At 68.6% G+C, this 23,894-nt stretch carries 20 protein-coding genes; 14 read left to right on the top strand and 6 right to left on the bottom strand.

Annotated elements, in window-relative coordinates:
* The 3 genes from ACT9AS_RS04970 to ACT9AS_RS04960 form a co-directional block, all read right to left on the bottom strand.
* Positions 1-698 (bottom strand): 2OG-Fe dioxygenase family protein (locus ACT9AS_RS04970; protein ID WP_445098995.1); only part of this gene is annotated, 698 nt, incomplete at its 3' end.
* A gap of 215 nt (positions 699-913) precedes the next feature.
* Positions 914-2,650, bottom strand: coding sequence for a M28 family peptidase (locus ACT9AS_RS04965; protein ID WP_445098994.1), 1,737 nt, complete (start codon positions 2,648-2,650; stop codon positions 914-916).
* A 79-nt stretch (positions 2,651-2,729) separates the two neighbouring features.
* Positions 2,730-3,401 carry a hypothetical protein gene (locus ACT9AS_RS04960; RefSeq protein ID WP_445098993.1) on the bottom strand — a complete coding sequence of 224 codons (672 nt, stop codon included), beginning with the start codon at positions 3,399-3,401 and terminating at the stop codon, positions 2,730-2,732.
* Between the two features lie 128 nt (positions 3,402-3,529).
* Between ACT9AS_RS04960 and gpmI the strand changes: the two genes are divergently transcribed.
* The 3 genes from gpmI (at position 3,530) to ACT9AS_RS04945 (ending at position 7,859) form a co-directional block, all read left to right on the top strand.
* Positions 3,530-5,110: a 2,3-bisphosphoglycerate-independent phosphoglycerate mutase gene (gene gpmI / locus ACT9AS_RS04955; protein ID WP_445098992.1), complete on the top strand. Its 1,581-nt coding sequence runs from the start codon at positions 3,530-3,532 to the stop codon at positions 5,108-5,110.
* Positions 5,110-6,345 (top strand): peptidoglycan DD-metalloendopeptidase family protein, encoded by a 1,236-nt coding sequence (locus ACT9AS_RS04950; RefSeq protein WP_445098991.1) that lies wholly within the window; start codon positions 5,110-5,112, stop codon positions 6,343-6,345. Before gpmI ends, ACT9AS_RS04950 begins: the two co-directional genes overlap by 1 nt.
* 152 nt (positions 6,346-6,497) lie before the next feature.
* Positions 6,498-7,859: a S41 family peptidase gene (locus tag ACT9AS_RS04945; protein WP_445099036.1), complete on the top strand. Its 1,362-nt coding sequence runs from the start codon at positions 6,498-6,500 to the stop codon at positions 7,857-7,859.
* A gap of 34 nt (positions 7,860-7,893) precedes the next feature.
* Here the strand turns inward: ACT9AS_RS04945 and ACT9AS_RS04940 are convergent, their stop codons facing one another.
* Positions 7,894-8,586, bottom strand: coding sequence for a rhomboid family intramembrane serine protease (locus tag ACT9AS_RS04940; RefSeq protein WP_445098990.1), 693 nt, complete (start codon positions 8,584-8,586; stop codon positions 7,894-7,896).
* Positions 8,587-8,718: 132 nt separating this feature from the next.
* On the opposite strand from ACT9AS_RS04940, the gene ACT9AS_RS04935 reads away from it, so the two are divergent.
* Positions 8,719-10,083, top strand: a complete 1,365-nt coding sequence (locus ACT9AS_RS04935) for an outer membrane protein transport protein (RefSeq protein WP_445098989.1) — start codon at positions 8,719-8,721, stop codon at positions 10,081-10,083.
* A 66-nt stretch (positions 10,084-10,149) separates the two neighbouring features.
* Here the strand turns inward: ACT9AS_RS04935 and putA are convergent, their stop codons facing one another.
* The gene (gene putA / locus ACT9AS_RS04930; RefSeq protein ID WP_445098988.1) at positions 10,150-13,386 is read right to left on the bottom strand and encodes a bifunctional proline dehydrogenase/L-glutamate gamma-semialdehyde dehydrogenase PutA; all 3,237 of its coding nucleotides are present in this window, start codon (positions 13,384-13,386) and stop codon (positions 10,150-10,152) included.
* 399 nt (positions 13,387-13,785) lie between these two features.
* On the opposite strand from putA, the gene coxB reads away from it, so the two are divergent.
* The 5 genes from coxB to ACT9AS_RS04905 are packed head-to-tail and all read left to right on the top strand — an operon-like array spanning position 13,786 to position 18,048.
* Positions 13,786-14,709 carry a cytochrome c oxidase subunit II gene (coxB, locus tag ACT9AS_RS04925; RefSeq protein WP_445098987.1) on the top strand — a complete coding sequence of 308 codons (924 nt, stop codon included), beginning with the start codon at positions 13,786-13,788 and terminating at the stop codon, positions 14,707-14,709.
* Between the two features lie 42 nt (positions 14,710-14,751).
* Complete coding sequence (gene ctaD, locus ACT9AS_RS04920; protein WP_445098986.1) at positions 14,752-16,371, top strand: cytochrome c oxidase subunit I; 1,620 nt, start codon at positions 14,752-14,754, stop codon at positions 16,369-16,371.
* Between the two features lie 16 nt (positions 16,372-16,387).
* Positions 16,388-16,522: a hypothetical protein gene (locus ACT9AS_RS04915; RefSeq protein WP_445098985.1), complete on the top strand. Its 135-nt coding sequence runs from the start codon at positions 16,388-16,390 to the stop codon at positions 16,520-16,522.
* Positions 16,519-17,133 carry a cytochrome c oxidase assembly protein gene (locus ACT9AS_RS04910; RefSeq protein WP_445098984.1) on the top strand — a complete coding sequence of 205 codons (615 nt, stop codon included), beginning with the start codon at positions 16,519-16,521 and terminating at the stop codon, positions 17,131-17,133. The genes ACT9AS_RS04915 and ACT9AS_RS04910 overlap by 4 nt, the downstream gene beginning before the upstream one ends.
* A 36-nt stretch (positions 17,134-17,169) precedes the next feature.
* Positions 17,170-18,048: a cytochrome c oxidase subunit 3 gene (locus ACT9AS_RS04905; protein WP_445098983.1), complete on the top strand. Its 879-nt coding sequence runs from the start codon at positions 17,170-17,172 to the stop codon at positions 18,046-18,048.
* A 102-nt stretch (positions 18,049-18,150) separates the two neighbouring features.
* Here the strand turns inward: ACT9AS_RS04905 and ACT9AS_RS04900 are convergent, their stop codons facing one another.
* Positions 18,151-18,357 carry a twin transmembrane helix small protein gene (locus ACT9AS_RS04900; RefSeq protein WP_445098982.1) on the bottom strand — a complete coding sequence of 69 codons (207 nt, stop codon included), beginning with the start codon at positions 18,355-18,357 and terminating at the stop codon, positions 18,151-18,153.
* Positions 18,358-18,441: 84 nt separating this feature from the next.
* Here ACT9AS_RS04900 and ACT9AS_RS04895 point away from each other — a divergent pair, with 84 nt between their 5' ends.
* From ACT9AS_RS04895 to ACT9AS_RS04875, 5 genes are read left to right on the top strand one after another with little or no spacing between them, the layout of a single operon-like run.
* Positions 18,442-19,191: an SURF1 family cytochrome oxidase biogenesis protein gene (locus tag ACT9AS_RS04895; RefSeq protein WP_445098981.1), complete on the top strand. Its 750-nt coding sequence runs from the start codon at positions 18,442-18,444 to the stop codon at positions 19,189-19,191.
* Positions 19,188-19,805, top strand: coding sequence for a hypothetical protein (locus ACT9AS_RS04890; RefSeq protein ID WP_445098980.1), 618 nt, complete (start codon positions 19,188-19,190; stop codon positions 19,803-19,805). Before ACT9AS_RS04895 ends, ACT9AS_RS04890 begins: the two co-directional genes overlap by 4 nt.
* A gap of 16 nt (positions 19,806-19,821) precedes the next feature.
* Positions 19,822-21,012 carry a COX15/CtaA family protein gene (locus ACT9AS_RS04885; protein ID WP_445098979.1) on the top strand — a complete coding sequence of 397 codons (1,191 nt, stop codon included), beginning with the start codon at positions 19,822-19,824 and terminating at the stop codon, positions 21,010-21,012.
* On the top strand, positions 21,012-21,950 hold the full coding sequence (locus ACT9AS_RS04880) for a heme o synthase (protein ID WP_445098978.1): 939 nt from the start codon (positions 21,012-21,014) through the stop codon (positions 21,948-21,950). Before ACT9AS_RS04885 ends, ACT9AS_RS04880 begins: the two co-directional genes overlap by 1 nt.
* Entirely contained in the window at positions 21,947-23,845 is a 1,899-nt protein-coding gene (locus tag ACT9AS_RS04875) for a chloride channel protein (protein ID WP_445098977.1), read from the top strand. Before ACT9AS_RS04880 ends, ACT9AS_RS04875 begins: the two co-directional genes overlap by 4 nt.
* Positions 23,846-23,894 lie beyond the last annotated feature (49 nt).

Genomic DNA, 23,894 nt, shown 5'->3' with positions numbered 1-23,894 from the left:
TGCGATGCCAAACCCGGGTCCAGCGGCGTCACCGCCGTTACACCATGGTAGACCCGCGCGTCCGCCACCAGGGCGGCATCGAGGGAGCGGGTCAAGGTGAAGCTTCCCAACTCCCGGCCGTCATCGGCGTGGATGGTGGTGGTCCCACTCGCGACGTTTTCGCGGTCCATGAGCAGCACCAGAACATAGTCGACGCCATCACGATGCATGCCTTCGGGCGTGGGCTGGCCCGGGTTGCGGGCATCGGCTTCGATCCGGAACTGGTGGACTTCGATCTTCCAGGAAGGCGGTGGCGTCGGCTCGATATGCTCGAACACCGCGCGGCTGAAATCGAGGATCGTGGACAGGCAGGGATGCGCGATGATGTGCGGCAGCACCGGCTCGAACCAGCGCTCGATACCGCCCTGCAAGCGGTTGTAATCCACGCTCTGGTAATGCGGCTGATGCGACTCCGGCTTCACCGGTTGGCCTGGCGAGGCCGAGAACACGCAATGCCGACGGCGCCGCTGGCGTCCGGTGGCGGCGAGGTAGGTATCGACGCCGAGCCCGTTCCAGCTGGCGACAAATCCGTCCCAGTCATCGAGCCCGCCGAACCGCTCGAGCAGCGTGCGGGTCGCGGCATGGTCGACGAAGGCAAAGCCATCGTCGCGGATGGCGGCTTCGAGCGATTGCGCGGTGTGGGCTGGAAGTTCGCTCACAATGGCAGGCGACCCACGCGCCCGCACCGGCAGCCATCGCTGCCCCCGGGATGCACTTCGTCCACGCCCCGCCGCGCCGCGGCGAGGGCAGCGGGACGCACATACCTGCAGGCAACACCGAGAGTCATGGAGAGCACGCACCGGGAAAGGTGCAAGATTATCCGAAAACGACAACGGCGCCGTCGGGCGCCGTTGTCGGGAACGCGGGTTGACGGCTATCTGGCAGCCGGTTCCGGCGTCATCATCGCGTCGCGAGCGGCGCGGAACGCGTTGCCCTCGTACCAGTTCGGCCACTGTCCGTCCCTGGTGAGGACCTCACCCACGCCATACAGCGCCTGCAGATCCTCGACCACGCCATCCATGTTCCAGGCCGGGTCGAACTCGTCCGAGGCCTGGTGGTAGCGGTTGTCGCGGTAGTCCAGATGCGCGGCCTGGCCGGCATCGACGCCGCCTTCCACCAGTTCCTCGCCGCCCTTGGCATACAGCGCGGGCACCCCGGCCTTGGCGAAGTTGAAATGGTCGGAGCGGAAGTAGAAACCGCTCTCGGGCGTGGCCTCGGCGTGCAGCACGCGGCCTTGCCCGTCGGTGACCTGCTTGAGCACGTCCTCCAGTTCGGAGTTGCCCAGCCCGACCACGGTCATGTCGCGGGTGCGACCGATCACCGGCATTGCGTCGAGGTTGATCACGGCGACGGTCCTGTCGAGCGGCACGCTCGGGTGGGCGACGTAGTACTTCGACCCGAGCAGGCCGGATTCCTCCAGCGTCACGGCCAGGAACAGCACCGAGCGTTCGGGTGCGGGCTCCTGCGCGACGAAGGCTTCGGCTATCTCGAGGATGCCGGCAATGCCGGTCGCGTTGTCGATCGCACCGTTGTAGATGCTGTCGTCGCCGGCCGCCGCCTCGCCGTCGTGGCCGTGGTCGCCGAGGTGGTCCCAGTGGCCCATGTAAATCACCGCCTCGTCCGGGCGGGTGCTGCCGGGCAGTCGCGCCAGCACGTTCTGCGAGGACTTCTCGGTGGTGGTGCTTCTGAGGTCGAGCGACAGCGTGGCGTCGAGTTCGATGGGCTTGAACCCGGGCGTGTTGGCGGCCTTGTACAGGTCGTCGAGGTCATGCCCGAGGTCGCCGAGCAGCGTGCGCGCGGTGTCGCCGGTGATCCAGCCCTGCGCGGGCAGGCGCGGTTCGGGGTCGTCCTTGGCCGGCAGGTCGAACTGCGGGCCGGACCAGGAGTTCTCCACCACGTCCCAGCCGTAGGACGCGCCCTCGGTGTCGTGGATGATCAGCGCCGCGGCGGCGCCCTGGCGCGCGGCCTCTTCGTACTTGTAGGTCCAGCGACCGTAGTAGGTCATCCGGTTGCCCTCGAACAACCCGGCATCCTGGGTATGGAAGCCCGGGTCGTTGACGAACATGACGACCGTCTTGCCCTTGACGTCGATCCCGGCGTAATCGTTCCAGCCCAGCTCCGGCGCGTTGACGCCGTAGCCCACGAACACCAGTTCGCTGTCGTCGATATTGACCTGCGGCTTGCCGCTGCGGGTGCCGACCATCATCTGGGTGCCGTATGCGAGTTCGCGCGGCTTGCCGTCGACGGTCACGGTGAGCACGGTCGACGGGTCGGCGGTGGTCTCGACCATCGGCACGGTCTGCAGGTAGCTGTCGCCGTTGCCGGGCTGCAATCCCAGGCGCTTGAACTGCTCGACCAGGTAGGCGACGGTCTTTTCCTCGCCGACGCTGCCCGGCGCGCGGCCGGCGAACGCATCGGACGACAGGGTCTGCACGTGCGCGGCGAAATCACCGGCGGTGATGGCCGGGTCGAACGCGTGGTCGGGTTGTGCCCCGGCGGGCTCGGCGCTGGTCGATTCGACCGGCGCCTCGGCCGGCTTGTTGCAGGCCGCGAGTACGAACGCGGCGGCCATGGCGGCGGCCATGGCGGACAGGGGCGGGATGCGTGACATGGAGCCTCCGGAGGCGACTGGACGCCCGATGGTAGCAGCGTCCCCGCAACCCGCCAGCGCGCGGGTCCCGGTTCGTCCGCTAGTTCCCGCTCGGCGCCCGGTCCCCTTCGTAGCGCACGGCGGTGGCACCGGTGACGGCGCCGATCTTCGCGCTCTCGTGGACGTACAGCTCGACCTCGCGCTCGAACACCATCGCCCCGTCGACCCGTGCGTTCGGACCGATGATCACCCGCGGATTGCGCTTGCGGAAACTGAACGACGTCGGCTGAGGCTTCTCGTAATGGATGCCGCCGCGCACGTGCGAGTCGGCGCCGACGGTGAGGTCGGCGGTGACGGTCTCGATGTCGCCGACGACCTCGGTGCCGACCAGGCCGATCGAGCCGTTGACCGTTTCGACCCCGCCGCCGATCCTGCTGCCGCGGTCGACGAAGATCCCGCCGTTGACGCTTTCGACATCGCCGTCGAGCTGCAGTCCGGTGCCGATCTGGATGTCGCCGTTGACGGTCGACACGCCGCTTGCGTGCACGTCGTCGCCGACATCGATGCCGCCGTTGACGGTCGCGGCGTCTTCCACCCGGGCGCCCGTGGCGATGTCGATGGAGCCGTTGACGGTCTCGACATCCCCGGCAACCTCACCCGCGGCGATATCGATCGATCCGTTGACCTTGCTGTGGTCGTCGGAGGCGAGTGCCACCGGGGCGGCGGTGAACAGGGCCAGCGAAAGGGCGAGGGCGAGGCGTTGGACGGTCATGAGGGGTCGGTCCCGGGTCAGTGGATGTATGGTCTGTGATGCGCGCGGCGGGGAAAGGGTTTACCCGGCGGCCCGCGGGTTCGGCTTCGCTACAATCGGGGCCTGCCCGAACAACCGGAAGCCCCACAGTGCCAGCATCCCCCGAGTCCGCCCCGCCGGCGCCTGCCATTCGTCCCGTCGTGCTGCTGATCCTCGATGGCTGGGGGCACCGCGAAGAGACCGCCGACAATGCGCTGGCCCAGGCCCGGTTGCCGAACTGGGACGCGCTGCTGGCTGCCGCGCCCAACACCCTCATCCACACCGAAGGCCGCCATGTCGGCCTGCCGGACGGGCAGATGGGCAACTCCGAAGTCGGCCACATGAACCTTGGCGCCGGCCGCATCGTTTACCAGGACCTGACCCGGATCGACGCGGCGATCGGGGACGGCAGCTTCTTCGCCAACACCGAGCTGCGGGCCGCCTGCACCGCCGCCAAGTCGGGCGACTCGACCCTGCATCTGCTCGGCCTGCTGTCGCCGGGCGGTGTCCACAGCCACGAAGACCACCTCTTCGCGATGATCGAGATGGCCCGCCGCGAAGGCGTGCCGAAGGTCGCCGTGCACGCCTTCCTCGATGGCCGCGACACACCACCGCGCTCGGCGCGGCCGAGCCTGGAGAAGCTGCAGGCCGCCTGCGACCACGCCGGCAACGCGCGCATCGCCAGCATCTGCGGGCGCTACTTCGCGATGGACCGCGACCAGCGCTGGGATCGCCAGCGGCTGGCCTGGGACGCAATCGTCGAAGCTGTCGCGGAACAGCACGCCGATGACGCGCTGACCGCGCTCGATGCGGCCTATGCGCGCGGCGAGAACGACGAGTTCGTCGCCGCCACCGTGATCGGCGCGCCGGCCCCGATGGCCGATGGCGATGCGGTGGTGTACATGAACTTCCGCGCCGATCGCGCCCGCCAGTTGACCGCGGCGTTCGTGTCGCCCGGCTTTGACGGCTTCCAGGCACGCCGCCCGGCGCTGTCGCGATTCACCTGCCTGACCGAGTACGACGCCAAGCTGCCGGCGCCGCTGGCGTTCGCGCCGGACGACCTGCGCAACACCCTCGGCGAGGTATTGGCCGACCACGGCCTGCGGCAACTGCGCATCGCCGAGACCGAGAAGTACGCCCACGTCACCTTCTTCTTCAGCGGCGGCCGCGAGGAACCCTACGCCGGCGAGACCCGGACCCTGGTGCCGAGCCCGAAGGTCGCGACCTACGACCTGCAGCCGGAGATGAGCTGCCCCGAAGTCACCGACCGGCTCACCGCGGCGATCCGCTCGGGCGACATCGACGTCGCCATCTGCAACATCGCCAATCCCGACATGGTCGGCCACAGCGGCAACCTCGCGGCGGCCGTGCAGGCGGTCGAGGCGGTCGACGTCGCGATCGGCGCGGTGGTGGCAGCCGTGCGTGACACCGGCGGCGCGCTGCTGGTGACCGCCGACCACGGCAATGTCGAGATGATGCGCGACCCGGTCTCGGGCCAGCCGCACACCTCGCACACCGTCGGTCCGGTGCCGCTCGCCTACCTCGGCCCGCGCGCGGCCGACCTGCGTAGCGGCGGTGCCCTGCGTGATGTCGCCCCGACCCTGCTCGACCTGCTGGGCCTGCCGCAACCGGCCGAAATGACCGGCCAGAGCCTGCTGCTGGACCGCGGCACGGACCGGTCGGCCGGCTGATGGCGCGGATCGTCGCCGCGGTCGCCATGCTCGCCGCCTGCCTGGCGGCGACGCCTGCCGCCGCCCAGAGCAGCCGCGAAACCGAGAAAAAGCTGCAGACGATCAAGAAGGAACTCAAATCGGTCGCCGCCGAACGCCGCGAGATCGAATCCAAACGTGGCGCCGCCACCCGCGAGCTGCGCGCCGCCGACGAACAGGTCGCCGCCTCGAGCCGGCAACTGCGCGCGACCCGGCAGCAACTGGCCTCCAGCGAGGAAAAGCTCGCCGGACTGCAGCAACGCCGCACCGCGCTTGAAGGCACGCTCGGCAACCGCCGCGACGAACTCGCCGGCCTCCTGCGCGCGGCCTATGCCCAGGGCGACGCGGCACCGCTGAAGCTGCTGCTGGCGCAGGACCGCGTCGCCGATGCCAATCGCCTGCTGACCTACCACCGGTACGTACAGAAGGACCGGGCCGACCGGATACGCACGTTGACCGGCGAACTGGCCGAACTCGATGCCGTCGAACGCGAAATCGCCGCCCGTCGCGCCGAGCTCGAAGCCACCCGTGAACGCCAGCGCGAGCAGCTCGCCAAACTCGAGCGCGACCGCGAGTCGCGGAAAAAACTGGTCGCCACGCTCGACCAGCGCTACCAGGACAAACGCGGCCGCGAGCAGGCGCTCGGCCGTGACGCCAAGGGCCTTGAGAAAGTGTTGAAGCAGTTGCGCGCCGCCGCCGCCCGTGCCGAAGCCCAGCGCCGCGCCGCCGCCGAGAAGGCCGAACGCGAAGCCCGCGAGGCCCGCGAAGCCGCCCGCCGCGCCGGCCAGCCCGCCCCGTCGCCGTCCCGCAAACCCGTGGTCGCCGCCACCGGACCCGCGGTCGGCGGAGCCGGCTGGCCACTCGCCGGCACCCTGTTGGCCGGCTACGGCGCCAAGCTGCCCGACGGTCGCAAAAGCGAGGGCCTGTTGATCGGGGCCGGCGCCGGCAGCACGGTCAAGGCGGTTGCCGATGGCACGGTGGTCTACGCCGAATGGATGAGCGGCTTCGGACTGATCCTGATCGTCGACCACGGCAACGGCTACATGAGCCTGTACGCCCACAACGACGCGCTGCTGCACGATGCCGGCGATACGGTCAGCCGCGGCGATGCGGTGTCCACCGTCGGCAGCTCCGGCGGCCACGGTCGTCCGGCGCTGTATTTCGAGCTGCGGCGCAATGGCGAGCCGGTCAACCCGGGTACGTGGCTCGATCGTTGATCGCGCGGATGCATCGACCTTTACGAAACTTTCCGTTCCCGCCCCCCAGGATCGGGGCTGAACCGTCGCTCCGGCCCGCAACAGCACCGGTCGGAACGAACCCGGGCCGCATGCGGTCCGATCTCCATCGTTTCCGGAGTTCCTCCATGCCCTTGCGTCATCCCGTTGCGTCCGCCCTCGCCATTGCGCTGCTGCTCGCCGCCACACCAGTCCTCGCGCAGGACGCGGCCCCGGCCGAGCCGGTCGAGCCGACTCCGGCGCAGGCCGCTCCCGCCGAGGCGGGTGCCGCCGTCGCGGCCGGGGAAAGCGCGGCCGACAGCGGGTCGAAGATCCCGCTCGACGAGATCCGCCGCTACGTCGCCGTCTACAGCGCGGTCAAGGCCGCCTATGTCGAGCCGGTCGACGACGAGCAACTGATGCACTCGGCGATCCGCGGCCTGCTGCTCGACCTCGACCCGCACAGCGCCTACCTCGAAGGCGACGCGGCGGAGGATTTCGAGGAGCAGTCGCGCGGCAACTACGACGGCATCGGCGTGGAAATCTTTCGCCAGCCCGACGGCACCCTGCGCGTGATTGCGCCGATCGACGATACCCCGGCCAAGCGCGCCGGAGTGAAGGCCGGCGACCTGATCGTCGAGATCGACGGCAAGCGCCTCACCGCCGGCGATGACGACGAGTCCGCGCCATTGCGCGGCGAGCCCGGAACCTCGGTCGAGCTGACCATCGTCCGCGATGGCGTCGACGAGCCCGTGCACCTCACCGTCGAACGCCAGACCATCCGCATCGCCAGCGTGCGCAGCCGGATGCTGGAGCCGGGCTACGGCTATGTCCGGATCAGTGCCTTCCAGGCCGACACCGCCGCCGATTTCGAACGCCAGCTGGCGGGCCTGTCGGAGGAGGCCGGTGGCCGGTTGCGCGGACTGGTGATGGACCTGCGCAGCAATCCCGGCGGCCTGCTGACCTCCGCGGTCCAGATCGCCGATGCCCTGCTCGAGGATGGCGGCATCGTCAGCACCCGCGGCCGGATCGCGGTCAGCGACGCGGTGTTCAGCGCCACCCCGGGCGATCGCCTCGATGGCGCACCGGTGGTGGTGCTGGTCGATGCCGGATCGGCCAGCGCGTCCGAAGTACTGGCCGGCGCCCTCAGCGACAACGGCCGCGCCCGCGTGGTCGGCAGCCGCACCTTCGGCAAGGGTTCGGTGCAGACCCTGCTGCCGCTCGACAACGGCGACTCGGTCAAGCTCACCACCGCGCGCTACTACACGCCCAGCGGCAAGTCGATCCAGGCGCTGGGCATCGTGCCCGACGTGGTGCTGCATGCGGACGGCGACGCCGAAAACGGCGGCCCGGCACCGTATTCCGAAGCCGACCTGCCCGGCCACCTCAGTGGTGACGGCGAGGACCAGCCGGGCATCAATGCCGGTGACGTGCTCGATGGCGACAGCTACATCGCCGCGGCCCTGGTCGAACTGAAAAAGCAGGTGGCGACCGCGAAGCCGGTGCCGAAAGGCTGAGCTCCGCCCCGGGCCGCCGCCGGGTATCCCGGCTTCAGTAACCGCGCGTGCGGCGCATCCGTCGCGCGATCCCCGCCCGCGCGAGCAGTGCGAAGGCGCCGCCGAACGCGAAGCCGGCAAGGTGCGCCGACCATGCGATCGCGCCGAAGGCCGGGCCGATGAAGGTGAACACCACCTGCAGCAATGCCCATACCCCGATCAGCAGGGCGGCGGGCACCTTCACGAACTGCAGGAACAACCCCAGCGGCACCACCACCCCCAGCCGGGCGCCGGGGAACAGCGCCAGGTACGCGCCGATCAGCGCCGACACCGCGCCGCTGGCGCCAATGATCAACCGATCCGGGGTCGCGATCGCGATCACCGCGGCGAGGTTGGCGGCCGCGCCACCCAGCAGGAACAGCAAACCGAACCGCCACGAGCCCATGGCCCGCTCGGCCGGAAGGCCGAAGATCAGCAGGAACACCAGGTTGCCCAGCAGGTGGGCCCAGTCGGCATGCAGGAACAACGCCGTGACCAGCCGCAGCAGGCTGTCGTTCTGCAAGGCCTGTCGCCAGCCGGTCGAGCTGCCCAGGCCGCCCGACAGCGCACCCCAGTCCAGCAGCAACTCGCGCTGGTCGGCGTCGGGCAGCAGGGTCAGCCAGGTGAAGCAGCCCCACAGCCCCACGAACAGCAACGGGGTGGCCCATCGCAGGGAGGATTTGTGGCGGGAGGGGATCGCAATGAACATGAATAGGCAACGGTCTGATCCGCCCGGACATCATGCCCGCAAAAGGGTCGCGGGGTGGGGTTGTTAGGGCAGGGTTAAACGCTATAGTGCAGACGGCGCCGTATGGCAGCCCCATAACAACAGAATCGCCCGATGACACGCCAATTGGAGATTTCAAGCATGCAGCACGCACACCGCACTTCCCGCCTGTCGGCGCTCGCGCTGGGCATCACCGGCGCGCTTGTACTGGGCCAGGTCCATGCGACCGGTTTCCAGATCCGCGAGAACAGCGTCCAGAACCTGGGTCGCGCCAACGCGGGCACCACCGTTGCCCAGAATGATGCCTCCGTCGTTTCCAACAACCCGGCGGCGATGACCAACCTCGACCGCACCACGGTGCAGGCCGACCTCACCGTGATCGACCTCACCGCCGAGTTCAACGGTTCGGCCACCAGCGCGTTCGGCACCCCGGTGGCCGGCGGCGACGGCGGCGACCCGGGCGAGCCGACCGCGGTGCCGGCGCTCGCCGTGGTGGTGCCACTGAGCGGCGCGTTCGAAGGCCTGACCGTCGGCGCCAGCATCGGCGCGCCGTTCGGCCTGAAGACCGAATACGACTCCGACTGGGTCGGTCGCTACAACGCGATCACCTCCGACCTCAAGACCATCGACCTGACCTTCTCGGCGGCGCTGCAGCTTGACGAGCACCTGTCGATCGGCGCCGGCCTGATCTACGAGCGCGCCGAGGTCACCCTGTCCAACGGCATCGACTTCGGCGCCGGCCTGGCCGCGCAGGGCGTTCCGGGCTTCGCCCCGGGCTCGGCCGACGGCGAGGTCGCGTTCACCGGCGACAACAACGGCATCGGTTACGTCTTCGGCCTGCAGTACCGTGTCAACGACCAGCTCGCGTTCGGCTACTCGCACCGCTCCGAGATCGAGCACGACCTCGAGGGCAATGCCGACTTCACCGTGCCGGCCAGCGCCGCGGGTGTCTTCAATGCGTTCGGCATCCACACCTACGACGACGGCGCGATCTACGCCCCGCTGACCAACCCGGCGGTGCACACCGCGAGCGTGCAGTACGACTTCAACGACCGCTTCCGCATGATGGCCGACTACCAGCGCACCAACTGGAGCTCGCTGGAGTCGGTGGACATCTACCGCGCCAACGGCACCCCGATCGGGCAGGAGCCGTTCAACTGGCAGGACACCTCGATGTTCGCGGTGGGTGGCGAGTACGACATCAGCGAGACGCTGACCCTGCGCGCCGGCGTCTCGGCCGACGAGTCGCCGACCAACGACGAGGCCCGCACCCCGCGCCTGCCCGACAACGACCGCATGCTGTACTCGATCGGCCTGGGCTGGAACGTGTCGGACAACCTGACCATCGACGCGGCCTACATGAACATCCAGATCGACGATCCGTCGGTCGACGTGCTGTCCTCGAGCAGCTCGCGCCTGGTCGGCGAGTTCAACGGCCATGCCGACCTGTTCGGTATCTCGGCGCGCTACAAGTTCTGATCCCGCGGCATGCCGAAAAAGAAAAGCCCCGCTCCGGCGGGGCTTTTTTGTTGCATGTCGAAACGGCTACTCGCCCAGGGTCAGCAGCGACGCATTGCCACCGGCGGCGGTGGTGTTGATGGTGACCGTCTTCTCGTTGGTGAAGCGCGGCAGGTAGTGCGGGCCGCCGGCCTTCGGGCCGGTGCCCGACAAGCCATGGCCGCCGAACGGCTGCACCCCGACCACCGCGCCGATCTGGTTGCGGTTGACGTAGCAGTTGCCGACGTTGATCCGCGCCGCGATCTTCTCGACGGTCGCGTCGATCCGCGAATGCACGCCCAGGGTCAGGCCGTAGCCGGTGCCGTTGATCGCGTCGATCACCTTGTCCAGTTCACCGGCCTTCCAGCGGATCACGTGCAGCACCGGGCCGAACACTTCCTTCTCGAGCTGGCCGAGCGACTCCAGCGCATACGCGCGCGGGGCGAAGAAGCTGCCATGCGCGGTGCCGTCACCCATCGCCACGGTCGCGATCGGCGTCGCCTCGCGGTCCATCCGCGTGGCGTGCGCCTGCAGCATCTCCAGGGCGTCCTCGTCGATCACCGGGCCGACGTCGGTCGACAGCAACCCCGGGTCGCCGACGCTGAGCTCGGCCATCGCCCCGGCCAGCATGGTGGTGACCTTGTCGGCGATGTCGTCCTGCACGAACAGCACGCGCGCGGCCGAGCAGCGCTGGCCGGCCGAGGTGAACGCCGAGCTCATCGCGTCCTTGATCAACTGCTCCGGCAGCGCCGAGGAGTCGGCGATCAACGCGTTCTGGCCGCCGGTCTCGGCGATCAGCACGCCGATCGCGCCGTCGCGCGAGGCCAATGCGCGGTTGATCGCGTTGGCGGTCTCGTTGGAGCCGGTGAATGCGACGCCGGCGATGCGCACGTCCTTGGTCAGCGCGGCACCGACGGTCATGCCGTCGCCGGGCACGAACTGCAGTACGTCCTCCGGCACGCCGGCCTCGTGCAGCAGGCGGGTGGCGTAGTAGCCGACCAGGTTGGTCTGTTCGGCCGGCTTGGCGATCACGCTGTTGCCGGTCGCCAGCGCCGCCGCGACCTGGCCGATGTAGATCGCCAGCGGGAAGTTCCACGGGCTGATGCAGACGAACACGCCGCGGCCGGAAAGCTGCAGGGTATTGGTCTCGCCGGTCGGGCCGGGCAGGGCCTCGGGGGTGAACATCTTGCGCGCCTGGCAGGCGTAGTAGCGCAGGAAGTCGACCGCCTCGCGCACTTCGCCGACGCCGTCCGGGATGGTCTTGCCGGCGTCCTTGGTGCACATCGCGATGAACTCGGCCATGCGCGACTCGAGCAGGTTGGCAGCGTGCTCGAGGATCGCCGCGCGGCTCGCGGCGGGGGTCGCGTCCCACTTCGGCTGCGCGACCACGGCGTTCTGCAACGCCTTCTCGACCGTCGCGGCATCGGCCGGCAACCACTGGCCGACCACTTCGCGGCGGTCGGCCGGGTTGGTCACCGGCAAGCGCTCACCGACCGGTTTCGCGCCGGGCACCAGCGGCTCGGCGAACCAGTCATTGCGCACCGCGGCGTTGACCTGCTCGGCGAGCGTGCGCAGTTTGTCGTCGTTGGCGAGGTTGACGCCCATGGAGTTGCTCCGGTCGCAATATTTCATTGAGTTGGCGTGGCTGCGGTACAGGTCGACCGGCAGCGGGATGCGGGGGTGCGGGATGGTCTCGAACGCGCAGACAGCCTGCACCGGGTCGCGGATCAGGTCTTCGATCGCGACGTTCTCGTCGGTGATGGAGTTGACGAAGCTGGAGTTGGCGCCGTTCTCGAGCAGGCGCCGCACCAGGTACGGCAGCAGGTCCTCGTGGCTGCCGACCGGCGCGTACACGCGGCACGGCACGTCGAGGCGGTCGGCCGGGATCACCTCGGCGTAGAGGTCGTCGCCCATGCCGTGCAGCTTCTGGAACTCGAACGCCACCTTGCGCCCGCCCAGGTTCGCCATCCGGTGCACGGTGGCGATGGTGTGGGCGTTGTGGGTGGCGAACATCGGATAGATCGCGTCGGTCGCGTCCAGCATCCGGCGTGCGCCGGCGAGGTAGGACACGTCGGTGTTGGGCTTGCGCGTGAATACCGGGTAGCCGGGGTGGCCGTCGACCTGGGCGCGCTTGATCTCGCTGTCCCAGTAGGCTCCCTTGACCAGTCGTACCGGGATCCGGCGACCGGTCCGGCGGGCGAGGTCGGCGATGAAGTCGATCACCTCCAGCGTGCGCTTCTGGTACGCCTGGATTGCCAGCCCGCAACCTTCCCAGCCTTCGAGCGAGGCATCGGCGTAGGCGCCGGCGAACACGTCGAGCGACAGCTCCAGCCGGTCGGCTTCCTCCGCGTCGACGGTGAAGCCGATGCCGTGCGATTTCGCCAACCGCGCGAGCTCAAGCACACGTGGAGTGAGTTCGGCCAGCACCCGGGCGCGCTTGGCGTGCTCGTAGCGCGGGTGCAGCGCCGACAGCTTCACCGAGATGCTCGGGGTGGCGAAGATGTCCTTGCCGCGGAAGTCGCCGCTGGCGCCGATCGCGTGGATCGCCCGCCGGTAGGCCTCCATGTAGCGCAATGCGTCGGCGTCGGTCAGCGCGGCCTCGCCGAGCATGTCGTAGGAATAGCGGTACTGCGCATTGCGGCCCTTGGTCGAGCGCGCCAGCGCGTCGGCGATGGTCTGGCCCATCACGAACTGATGGCCCATGATCTTCATCGCCTGGCGCACCGCCAGCCGGATCACCGGCTCGCCGACGCGGCCGATCAGCCGCTTGAAGGCGTTATGCACGTCGCGCTTGGTGTCGTCGGCCAGATCGACCAGATGGCCGGTCAGCATCAGGCCCCAGGTCGATGCATTGACCAGCACCGAGTCGGACTTGCCCATGTGGCGTTTCCAGTCCGCCTCGCCGAGCTTGTCGCGGATGAGCTTGTCGGTGGTTTCCTCGTCGGGGATGCGCAGCAGCGCCTCGGCCACGCACATCAGCAGCACGCCTTCCTCGCTGCCGAGGTCGTACTGGCGCATGAAGGCCTCGATCGCGTCCTGGTCCTGCGCGCGCGCGCGGACCCGCGTGACCAGGTCGGCCGCGACCGCCTGTACGGCGGTGCGCTCGGCCTCGGGCAGGCGGGCCTGCTCGACCAGGCTGTGGACGTGGGCGGTCTCGTCGCGGACCCAGGCGGCGGTGATCGCCGCACGGGGGCCGATCGGCGGCGCCGGCAATTCGGGGCTGATCAGCATCCGCGTACCCGGATGGGCGGGCGGGCCTTCTTGAAGGGGAAAATCGGTGGACATGGGACCCGCAAGCGAGCGTGGAAATGACGCATAGTCTAGGGCTTGCGACCCCCGTTGCGCGCATGCCCGAAAAGGCGATTCACATGGCGATATCCGGGAACCGCGACGGCGGTCCAAAAGGCCCGTGGCGGGACCGCGTACAGGCCTTCCCGGCACTGTCGGCGCGCGGTCGCCGGACCTGCCACGGCTTGCCGCAAACCGGCCCGGCGGCTACCATTTACCGGCTATCCATCGCACCAATGGGCGCTTTGTCCCGGGTGTGGCGAGTCCCGCGTGGCTCGCAGCCACCTCTCCATTGACCATCCTGCGCCGGCAAGGCGCGCGGCGGCGGGAGTGGCAGCTTGCGGAAAATGAAAACCTAACCAATTGATTATCAAGCTGATCCTGGGGCTCGAACCAATGAAAGCCGGTCGTATCAAACAGTGGGCAGCGGGCGTGGCGATGATCGCCTCGTCGTTCGTTGCGTTCGCACAGAGTGCCGACCCGGAGCGCTGGCAGCTCAACATGGGTCGCGGCGTCACCCACCTGTCGAACAACGCCTACGAGGCGCACATGATGGCGCTGTGGATCTGCGTCGCGATCGGCGTGCTGGTGTTCGGTGCGATGGCGGTGGCGATGTTCCGCTTCCGCAAGTCGCGCGGCGCGGTGCCCGACAGGGACTTCACCCACAGCACCAAGCTGGAGATTTTCTGGACGGTGATCCCGGTGGTCCTGCTGGTGCTCATGGCGGCGCCGGCGACCAGCAAGCTGATCGACATGTACGACACCCGCGCCTCCGAGATGACCGTCAAGGTCACCGGCTACCAGTGGATGTGGAAGTACGAGTACCTGGGCGAGGACGTCGAGTTCACCAGCCGCCTGGCGCGCGAGAGCGACGCGGTGCGCCAGAGCGGCGTGCTGCCGACGATGGACGCCAATCCGAACTACCTGCTCGACGTCGACAACATGCTGGTGCTGCCGACCGACACCAAGATCCGCTTCGTGATCACCGCCGACGACGTGATCCACGCGTGGTGGGTGCCGGCGCTGGGCTGGAAGCAGGACGCGATCCCGGGCATCGTCAACGAGGCCTGGACCGACATCTCCACCCCGGGCATCTACCGCGGCCAGTGCGCCGAGCTGTGCGGCAAGGACCACGGCTTCATGCCGATCGTGGTCAAGGCGGTGCCGCCGGCCGAGTTCGAGCAGTGGCTCGCCGCGCAGAAGGCCCCCGTGGCCGCGCCGGCGCCGGCAACCCCGGCCGAAGCCGCCCCGGTCGAGCCGCAGCCCGAATCCGAAACCGACGCCACCGACAGCGCCACCGCAGTCGCGGTCGCCGGCTGATCGCAAGCATTCCGCAGTCCAGAACCCCATTTGAGGTAGCCCATGGCCACCACGCACGCCGCCACCGCCGACCACCACGATGACCATGCCCACAAGCAGGGCTTCATCGAGCGTTGGTTCTTCTCGACCAACCACAAGGACATCGGCACGCTGTACCTGGTGTTCAGCTTCCTGATGTTCATCGTCGGCGCGGCGTTCTCGGTGATGATCCGCACCGAGCTGCTGCAGCCCGGCCTGCAGCACATCGAGCCGTACTTCTTCAACCAGATGACCACCATGCACGCGCTGGTGATGATCTTCGGGGGCATCATGCCGGCCTTCGTCGGCCTCGGTAACTGGATGATCCCGCTGCAGATCGGCGCGCCGGACATGGCGCTGCCGCGCATGAACAACTGGTCGTTCTGGATCCTGCCGTTCGCCTTCACGATGCTGCTGATGACGCTGTTCCTGCCGGGCGGCGCGCCGGCCGGCGGCTGGACGCTGTACCCGCCGCTGTCGCTGCAGGGCGGTTCCAACGTCGCCTTCGTGATCTTCGCCATCCACATGATGGGCATCAGCTCGATCATGGGCGCGATCAACATCATCGCCACCGTGCTCAACATGCGCGCGCCGGGCATGGACCTGCTGAAGATGCCGATCTTCACCTGGACCTGGCTGATCACCGCGTTCCTGCTGATCGCCGTGATGCCGGTGCTGGCCGGTGCGGTCACCATGCTGCTGACCGACAAGTTCTTCGCGACCTCGTTCTTCAACGCCGCCGGCGGCGGCGACCCGGTGATGTACCAGCACATCTTCTGGTTCTTCGGGCACCCCGAGGTCTACATCATGATCCTGCCGGCGTTCGGCATCGTGTCGGAGGTCATCCCGACCTTCAGCCGCAAGCCGCTGTTCGGTTACCAGGCGATGGTCTACGCGACCGCCGCGATCGCGTTCCTCTCGTTCATCGTGTGGGCCCACCACATGTTCACCGTCGGCATGCCGCTGGGTGGCGAGATCTACTTCATGTTCGCGACGATGCTGATCTCGATCCCGACCGGCGTGAAGGTGTTCAACTGGGTCACCACGATGTGGCGCGGCTCGATCACGTTCGAATCGCCGATGCTGTGGGCGATCGCGTTCGTGATCCTGTTCACCATCGGCGGTTTCTCCGGCCTGATGCTGGCGATCGTGCCGGCCGACTTCCAGTACCACGACACCTACTTCGTGGTCGCGCACTTCCACTACGTGCTGGTGACCGGCGCGCTGTTCGGCATCATCGCCGCGGTCTACTACTGGTGGCCGAAGTGGACCGGCCGCATGTACAACGAGGGCCTGGCCAAGTTCCACTTCTGGTGGACCATGGTGTTCGTCAACCTGCTGTTCTTCCCGCAGCACTTCCTCGGCCTGGCCGGCATGCCGCGCCGCATCCCGGACTACAACGTGGTGTTCGCCGACTGGAACTTCGTCAGCTCGATCGGCGCGTTCGGCATGTTCGTCACCCCGTTCCTGATGGCGTTCATCCTGTGGCGTTCGCTGAAGACCGGCGCCAAGGCCGAGGCGCGTGCCTGGGAAGGCGCGCTCGGGCTGGAGTGGACGATTCCGAGCCCGGCGCCGCACCACACCTTCACCACCCCGCCGGTGATCCGCGACGGCGACCTCGCCCACGGCGACGTCAGCCACTGAGCGACCCGATACGACCATGACCCCGACCCCCGCTCCACGCCAGGATGACGCCGCACGCCGCAAGGCCGTGCGCCGCACCGCGCTGTGGATCGGCCTGATCGCGGTCGGGATCTACGTCGCCTTCATCCTCAGCGGAGTGCTGGGGCAATGAGCGCGCCGCAGGTCCCGGACAGGGAGGGGACGCGCCCCGCGCCCAAACCCAGCGCCGGGCTGGCCAAGATGCTGGTGGTGGCGGTGCTCGCGTTCGGCTTCGCGTTCTCGCTGGTGCCGTTGTACCGGATCGCCTGCGAGAAGCTGCTTGGCGTGCGCCTGGAAGGTTCGGCCGCGGTCGATGTCGGGCAGGGCGCGGTCAACGCGGACCGGATGGTCACCGTGCAGTTCGACGGCGGCGTCAATTCCAAGCTGCCGTGGGAGTTCAATCCCAACCAGCTGACCATGCAGGTGCACCCGGGCGAGCTGTACGAAACCACGTATTACGCGCGCAATACCAGCGACCGCACGATCGTCGGCAGCGCGGTGCCCTCGGTCGCCCCGGCACGCGCATCGGGCTATTTCAGCAAGACCGAGTGCTTCTGCTTCACCGCGCAGACCCTGCAGGCCGGCGAGAGCCGCGACATGCCGGTGCGCTTCATCATCGATCCGGATTTGCCGGAAGACGTCAGCACGGTCACCCTGTCGTACACCTTCTTCAAGAACACCGAACTCACCGCGCGCGCCGCAGGCGTCCACACGGTGGGGACGACCCCGGCCTCCGCGCCGTAAGCACCACTGCCTTCATTGAACAACGGAACCGCCGCCATGGCCCAAGCCCATTCGCCAGACGCCAACATCTACTTCGTGCCGCACAGCAGCCGCTGGCCGTTCCTCGGCTCGATCGCGCTGTTCGTGACCATGATCGGTTTCGGCGGCTGGCTCAACGACAGCGGCTGGGGCCAGACGACGTTCTTCATCGGCATCGCCGGCATGATCGCGGTGCTGTTCGGCTGGTTCGGCGACGTGATCCGCGAGTCGGTCCGCGGCCACTACAACCGCCAGGTCGACGTCTCGTTCCGGATGGGGATGGTGTGGTTCATCTTCTCCGAGGTGATGTTCTTCGCCGCGTTCTTCGGCGCGCTGTTCTACACCCGCCAGTACGGCCTGGCATGGCTCGGCGGCGCCGGTGACGGCGTTGCGACCAACAACCTGCTGTGGGAAGGCTTCACCAGCGCATGGCCGACCAACGGTCCGGGCAATGTCGGTGGCCAGTTCCAGACCATCCCGGCGTGGGGCCTGCCGCTGCTCAATACCCTGATCCTGCTGACCTCGGGCGCCACGGTCACCGCCGCGCACCACGCGCTGAAGGCAGGCCATCGCAAGTCGTTGCTGGTCTGGCTCGGCGCCACCGTGCTGCTGGGTTGCGTGTTCCTGTTCTTCCAGGCGGAGGAATACATCCACGCCTACAGCGAGCTGAACCTGACTTTGGGGTCGGGCATCTACGGCTCGACGTTCTTCATGCTGACCGGCTTCCACGGCCTGCACGTGACCCTCGGCACCATCATGCTGGCGGTGATCTGGTTCAGGTGCCTGAAGGGGCATTTCGACCGGGACAACCACTTCGCGTTCGAGGCGGTGGCCTGGTACTGGCACTTCGTCGACGTGGTGTGGCTCGGCCTGTTCCTGTTCGTCTACGTGCTCTGATCCGGCGCAAGGCAACGACGACCCGGATCGACTCCGGGTCCCGCCAAACAGGTGGCCACCGGCAACCGCGCTCGTCGCGGTTGCGGTGTTTCCGGGGTGCGGTCAGGCGGTGACGCCGTGGAACTCGATCCAGCCCAGCTTGTGGGCGAGGACGATCAGCAGGATCAGTGCAATGGACAGCACGATGCGGCGCGTCAGCGCGTTGACCGTGCGCTTGCTCTCGCCCTTGTCGACCAGCATGTAGTACAGGCCGGCCCCGAGGTTCCACAAGATGAGAATCAGGAAGGCGACGATCAACAGAGTTTTCATCAACACGCTCCGACGCGACGGCGCCCGGTACGGCGCGCGGATTGCGCACCTGCCGGCATTATCGCAGCCGGCCGCGACGCCCGCATGAGCCGCAACGCCAACTTCGTGCTGTTGTGGGCGCTGGCGGTGGCGACGATCGCGCTGTTCGCCCGCCTGGGGTTCTGGCAACTGGACCGCGCCGTCGAGAAGCAGGCGATGCTCGATGCCGCCGCCCGGGTGCTGGAGGATCGCGACGAGCACCCGCTGTCGGCCGCGTCCGATGCCTCGCGTACCGAAGCGTACGACTGGGCGGTCGGCCGCGGAACCTTCGATGCCCGCCCGGCGTTGCTGCTCGACAACCAGCAACGCGACGGCCGGGTCGGCGTGCGCGCCTACCGCGTCTTCCAGCCCGGGCGCGGAGGCCTGCTGCTGGTCGACCTGGGCTGGCTGCCACTGTCCGGCGACCGCACCTTGCCGACGGTTCCACGCCCGGAAGGAACGATCGAACTGCGCGGCCTGCTAGCGCCGCCGCCTTCCACCGGCATCGCGCTCGGTCCCGGCCTGATGCGCGAGGACGGGCACTGGCTGCTGACCCGCATCGACATGGACGCGATCGTCCGCGAGACCGGCCTGTCGGTCCCCCTGGCGCCGCGCGTGCTGCGGCTGGACCCGGCCATGCAGCTCGGATACGAACGCGACCTCGAACTGCTCGCCAATACACTCACCCCGGACAAGCATCGCGGCTACGCGGTGCAGTGGTTCGGGCTGGCACTGACCGTGCTGGCCACCGCGATCCTCCTCACGTTCCGCTCGCTGCGCGGCCGCCGCGCACGCCATCGACAAGGCCGACCATGACCACCGACACGCCACCCATCGACCCCAACGCGCGCAACCGCAACCGCGGCATGCTGATCGCGATCGTGGTGCTGTTCTTCGGCAGCATGCTGGTGGCCGGGATCCTGCGCTTCTCCGGCTGGACGCCCGAGGGCCGCAAGAACCATGGCGTGCTGCTCGACCCGCCGGCCGACCTGCGCTCCGTGGTGCCGAGCCTCGCCGATGGCGGCGAATACCAGTGGAACCCGGACGCCCGGACCTGGCGCATCGCGGTGGCGCCGCCGGCCGATTGTGGAGCCGCGTGCGGCACCCTAGCCGAGCAGCTCGACACCGTCTGGCGCCTGTTCGGAAAGGATGCCGACCGCGTCCACCTGCTGTGGGTGTGCGGTACCGCCGGCTGCATGCCGCCCGACGGCGCGCCGCGGCCCCGTACGCTGCATCTGCTGCAACCGGACCCGCGCCTGCTCGCGGCGCTGCCGCCGGTCGAGGGCGCGACGACCGGCGATCACGCGACCCACGGCGCAGTCCCGGTGTACGTGATCGACCCGAATGGCTTTGTCATTCTGCGTTACGCTCCGGGCTTCGATCCCGTCGGCCTGCGCGCGGACATGGCCAAGCTGCTGAAACTGATTTGAGCCCCACGAGATCCGAATGAGCGTCGCTCCCAACGAACCAGGCCGGCCCGCCACGGCCACGACCACCGCACGCGCGACCCGACCGGCCCGTCATTTCCATCGCCTTGCCTGGCTGGCGGTGGCGCTGGCGCTCGGAGTCATCGTGTTCGGGGCCTTCGTGCGCCTGTCCGATGCCGGGCTCAGCTGCCCCGACTGGCCGACCTGTTACGGCCAGGCCGCGTGGCCCACGGCGGTCGACGAAGTCGGCGACCACGCCGCGACCGCGATCCGGCCAGTCGATACCAGCAAGGCCTGGCGCGAGCAGTTGCACCGCATGATTGCCGGCGCGCTCGGCGTGCTGGTGCTGACGCTGGCATTGCTGGCCGTGCGCAAGCGTCCGCACGGTACCGCCCAGGTACTCGCGGCCTCGGCGCTGGTCGCCATCGGCATCCCGCTGTACATGCGCGACCAGCACGTCGCCGCTTCGGTGCTGGCGATACTTGCCGAGGCGACCCTGCTGTTCGCGGCATGGCGCTGGAGCAACAGCGACCTCGCGCGGGTCGCCACGCTCACCCTTGCGGTGATCATCTTCCAGGCCCTGCTCGGGATGTGGACGGTGACCTGGTTGCTGAAGCCGGTGGTGGTGATGGGCCATCTGCTGGGCGGGTTGCTGACGTTCTCGCTGCTGGTATGGATGGCGTGGCGCGCGACCAACGTGCCGATCCGGCTGGCCGAGGCGAGCCGGATCCGCCAGTTGCTGGTCCTCGGACTGGTGCTGCTGGGCATCCAGATCGCGTTTGGCGGCTGGACCAGTGCGAACTACGCGGCGCTGGCCTGCGCCACCGATTTCCCCAAGTGCGTCGGCCAGTGGTGGCCGCCGACCGACTTCTCCGAGGGCTTCGTGCTGTGGCACGGCATCGGCGCCGACTACGAGGGCGGCCGCCTGGGTGGCGCGGCGCGGATCGCGATCCAGATGACCCACCGGATCATGGCGCTGGTGGTGTTCGTGTACCTGCTCGGGTTGGCGGCGAAGCTGCTGCGCACCCCAGGCATGCGTGGCTGGGCGAGCCTGCTCGGCCTGCTGACGCTGGCCCAGGTCGGCCTCGGCATCGCCAACGTCAAGCTGGCGCTGCCGCTGTGGACCGCGGTCGGCCACAACGCCGGCGCCACCCTGCTGCTGTTCGTGCTGGTGTCGTTGCTCGCGCGCCTGCGTTCGCCGGAGGCGTGATGACTGGCACCTTGCGACCGGCCGTCCGGCAATACTGGGACCTGACCAAGCCGCGGGTGGTGGCGTTGATCGTGTTCACCGCGGCGATCGGCATGTTCCTCGCCGTGCCGGGGCTGCCGCCGCTGAAGGAATCGGTGCTCGGCTTCCTCGGCATCTGGCTGGCCGCGTCCTCGGCGGCGGCGATCAACCAGTTGCTCGACGCCCGGATCGACGCGCAGATGGCCCGGACCTCGTGGCGGCCGATCGTCGCCGGCCAGGTCAGCCCGCGGCAGGCATTGGCGTTCGCACTGGTGCTGGCGGCGCTGTCGATGCTGGTGCTGCTGGTCTGGGTCAATGTGCTGACCGCGGTGCTCACGTTCGCCTCGCTGATCGGTTACGCGGTGGTCTACACCGTGTTCCTCAAGCGCGCGACGCCGCAGAACATCGTGATCGGCGGCATCGCCGGCGCGGCGCCGCCGCTGCTGGGCTGGTCCGCGGTGACCGGCATGACCGGCCAGTGGGACTGGGCGCATGCGCTGCTGCTGGTGCTGGTCATCTTCGTCTGGACCCCGCCGCACTTCTGGGCGCTGGCGATCTTCCGCCGCGCCGACTACGCGCGCGCGATGGTGCCGATGCTGCCGGTCACCCACGGGGTCGAGTACACCCGCTGGCAGATCCTGTTCTACACCGTGCTGCTGGTGATCGTGACGGTGCTGCCGTGGATCATCGGCATGAGCGGCAACTTCTACCTCGGCGGCGCGCTGATCCTGGGCGTGGTGTTCATCTGGCACGCCTGGAAACTGATGGATCCGCCGGACGAGCTGTATGCGATGAAGGTGTTCAACTACTCGATCGTGTACCTGATGGCGTTGTTCGCGTTCCTGCTGGTCGACCACTGGCTGCTGCCGTACCTGCAGCCGGGTGATGCCGGGCTTTCGTTGCAGCGGCTGGGCGGATGAGCGAGCGGGAAACCACGCCACACGGCTCCGACGCTGTTCGACACGTGCGCGACGATGCCAGCACCGATGCGCTGCCGGTCGCGCCCGCGCTGGGCGCGAGCCTGGACGCGGCGCGGATGCCACGGCGCTCGACGCTGGTGGAACCCCGCATCCTGTTCATCGCCGCGCTGGCGATCGCGCTGGGCGTGGCCGCCGCACTGGTCGCGCAACTGCTGGTGGCGCTGATCGCGGTGGTCACCAACCTCGCATTCCACGGTCGCTGGTCGCTGCAGGATGTATCGCCGGCGACCCACCAGCTGGGCGCCTGGGTGATCGTGGTGCCGGTGATCGGCGGGTTGATCGTGGGACTGATGGCGCGCTGGGGTTCGGCTGCGATCCGCGGCCACGGTATTCCCGAGGCGATGGAGCAGGTGCTGCTCAACGAGTCGAAGATCCCGCCCCGCATCACCTTCCTCAAGCCGGTGTCGTCGGCCGTGGCGATCGGTACCGGCGGCCCGTTCGGCGCCGAGGGCCCGATCATCGCCACCGGCGGCGCGCTGGGTTCGTTCCTCGGCCAACTGCTGCATGTCACCGGCGGCGAGCGCAAGGTGCTGCTCGCGGCCGGCGCGGCGGGCGGCATGGCGGCGATCTTCGGGTCGCCGATTTCGGCGGTGATCCTCGCGGTGGAACTGCTGCTGTTCGAGCTGCGTCCGCGCTCGCTGATCCCGGTGGCGCTGGCGGCGGTGGTCGCGACCGGCGTGCGCTACGCGATGGTCGGCACCGAGCCGGTGTTCGCGATGCCCGACATCGACCAACCCGGCGGCGCTGCATTGCTGAGCTACGTCGTGCTTGGCGCGCTGGTCGGGCTGGTCAGCGTCGGCGTGACCCGGGTCGTGTATGGCATCGAGGATGCGTTCGAGAAGCTGCCGGTGCACTGGATGTGGTGGCCGGCGATCGGCGGCCTCGCGGTCGGCGTGATCGGCTACTACGCGCCGCTGACGCTCGGCGTCGGCTACAGCAACATCGAGGACATCGTGTCCGGCCATTTCGCGGTCGGCGCGCTGGCCCTGCTGTGCGTCGCCAAGTTCGGTTCGTGGGCGATCGCGCTGGGCAGCGGCACCTCCGGCGGCACGCTTGCGCCGTTGTTCACGATCGGCGGCGCGTTCGGTGCCTTGTGCGGTTTCGGGCTGGTCGCGGTGGCGCCGCAACTCGGGGTCGACCCGCGTATCGCCGGACTGGTCGGCATGGCCGCGATCTTCGCCGGCTCCTCGCGCGCGTTGCTGACCTCGGTGGTGTTCGCGTTCGAGACTACCCAGCAGGCGGCCGGGCTGCTCCCGCTGCTCGGCGGCTGCGTCGCCGCCTACCTGGTCTCGGCGCTGATCATGCGCAACACGATCATGACCGAGAAGATCGCACGTCGCGGCGTACGCGTGCCCAGCGAGTACGCCGCCGACCACCTGCAACTGGTGACGGTTGGCGAGGCCTGCACTCGCGACGTGGTGTCACTGAAAACCAGTGACGACCTCGGCACGGTCCGCCACTGGATGGCCTCGGGCCGGCCCGAGGCGCAGCACCAAGGGTTCCCGGTCATCGACGATAACGGTCGCGTGCGCGGGGTGATCACCCGTCGCGACCTGCTCGATCCATCGCATCCCAACATGCGCCGGATCGGCGACATGCTCACGCGCGCGCCGGTGGTGGTGCAGGAAAGCCATTCGCTGCGCGAAGCCGCCGACCACATGGTCGACCAGGACATCGGCCGGCTGGTGGTGGTCGGCGCGGCCGAGCCGCATCCGCTGGTCGGCATCCTGACCCGCGGCGACTTGCTGTCGGCGCACGCCCGCCGGCTGAAGGAAGCGCACCAGGCCGGGCGGCATATCCGCATCCGCGAAAGCCTGCGCCGTCGACGCCGCTAGGGGGTTGTTTCCATCGCGGCGGAACCCCATCCGACAGGCAGCAGACGGA

It is taken from the genome of Lysobacter sp. F60174L2 (assembly GCF_052547135.1).
The sequence above is the reverse complement of the archived record's forward strand: the minus strand, read 5'-3'. Positions and strand labels throughout refer to the sequence as shown.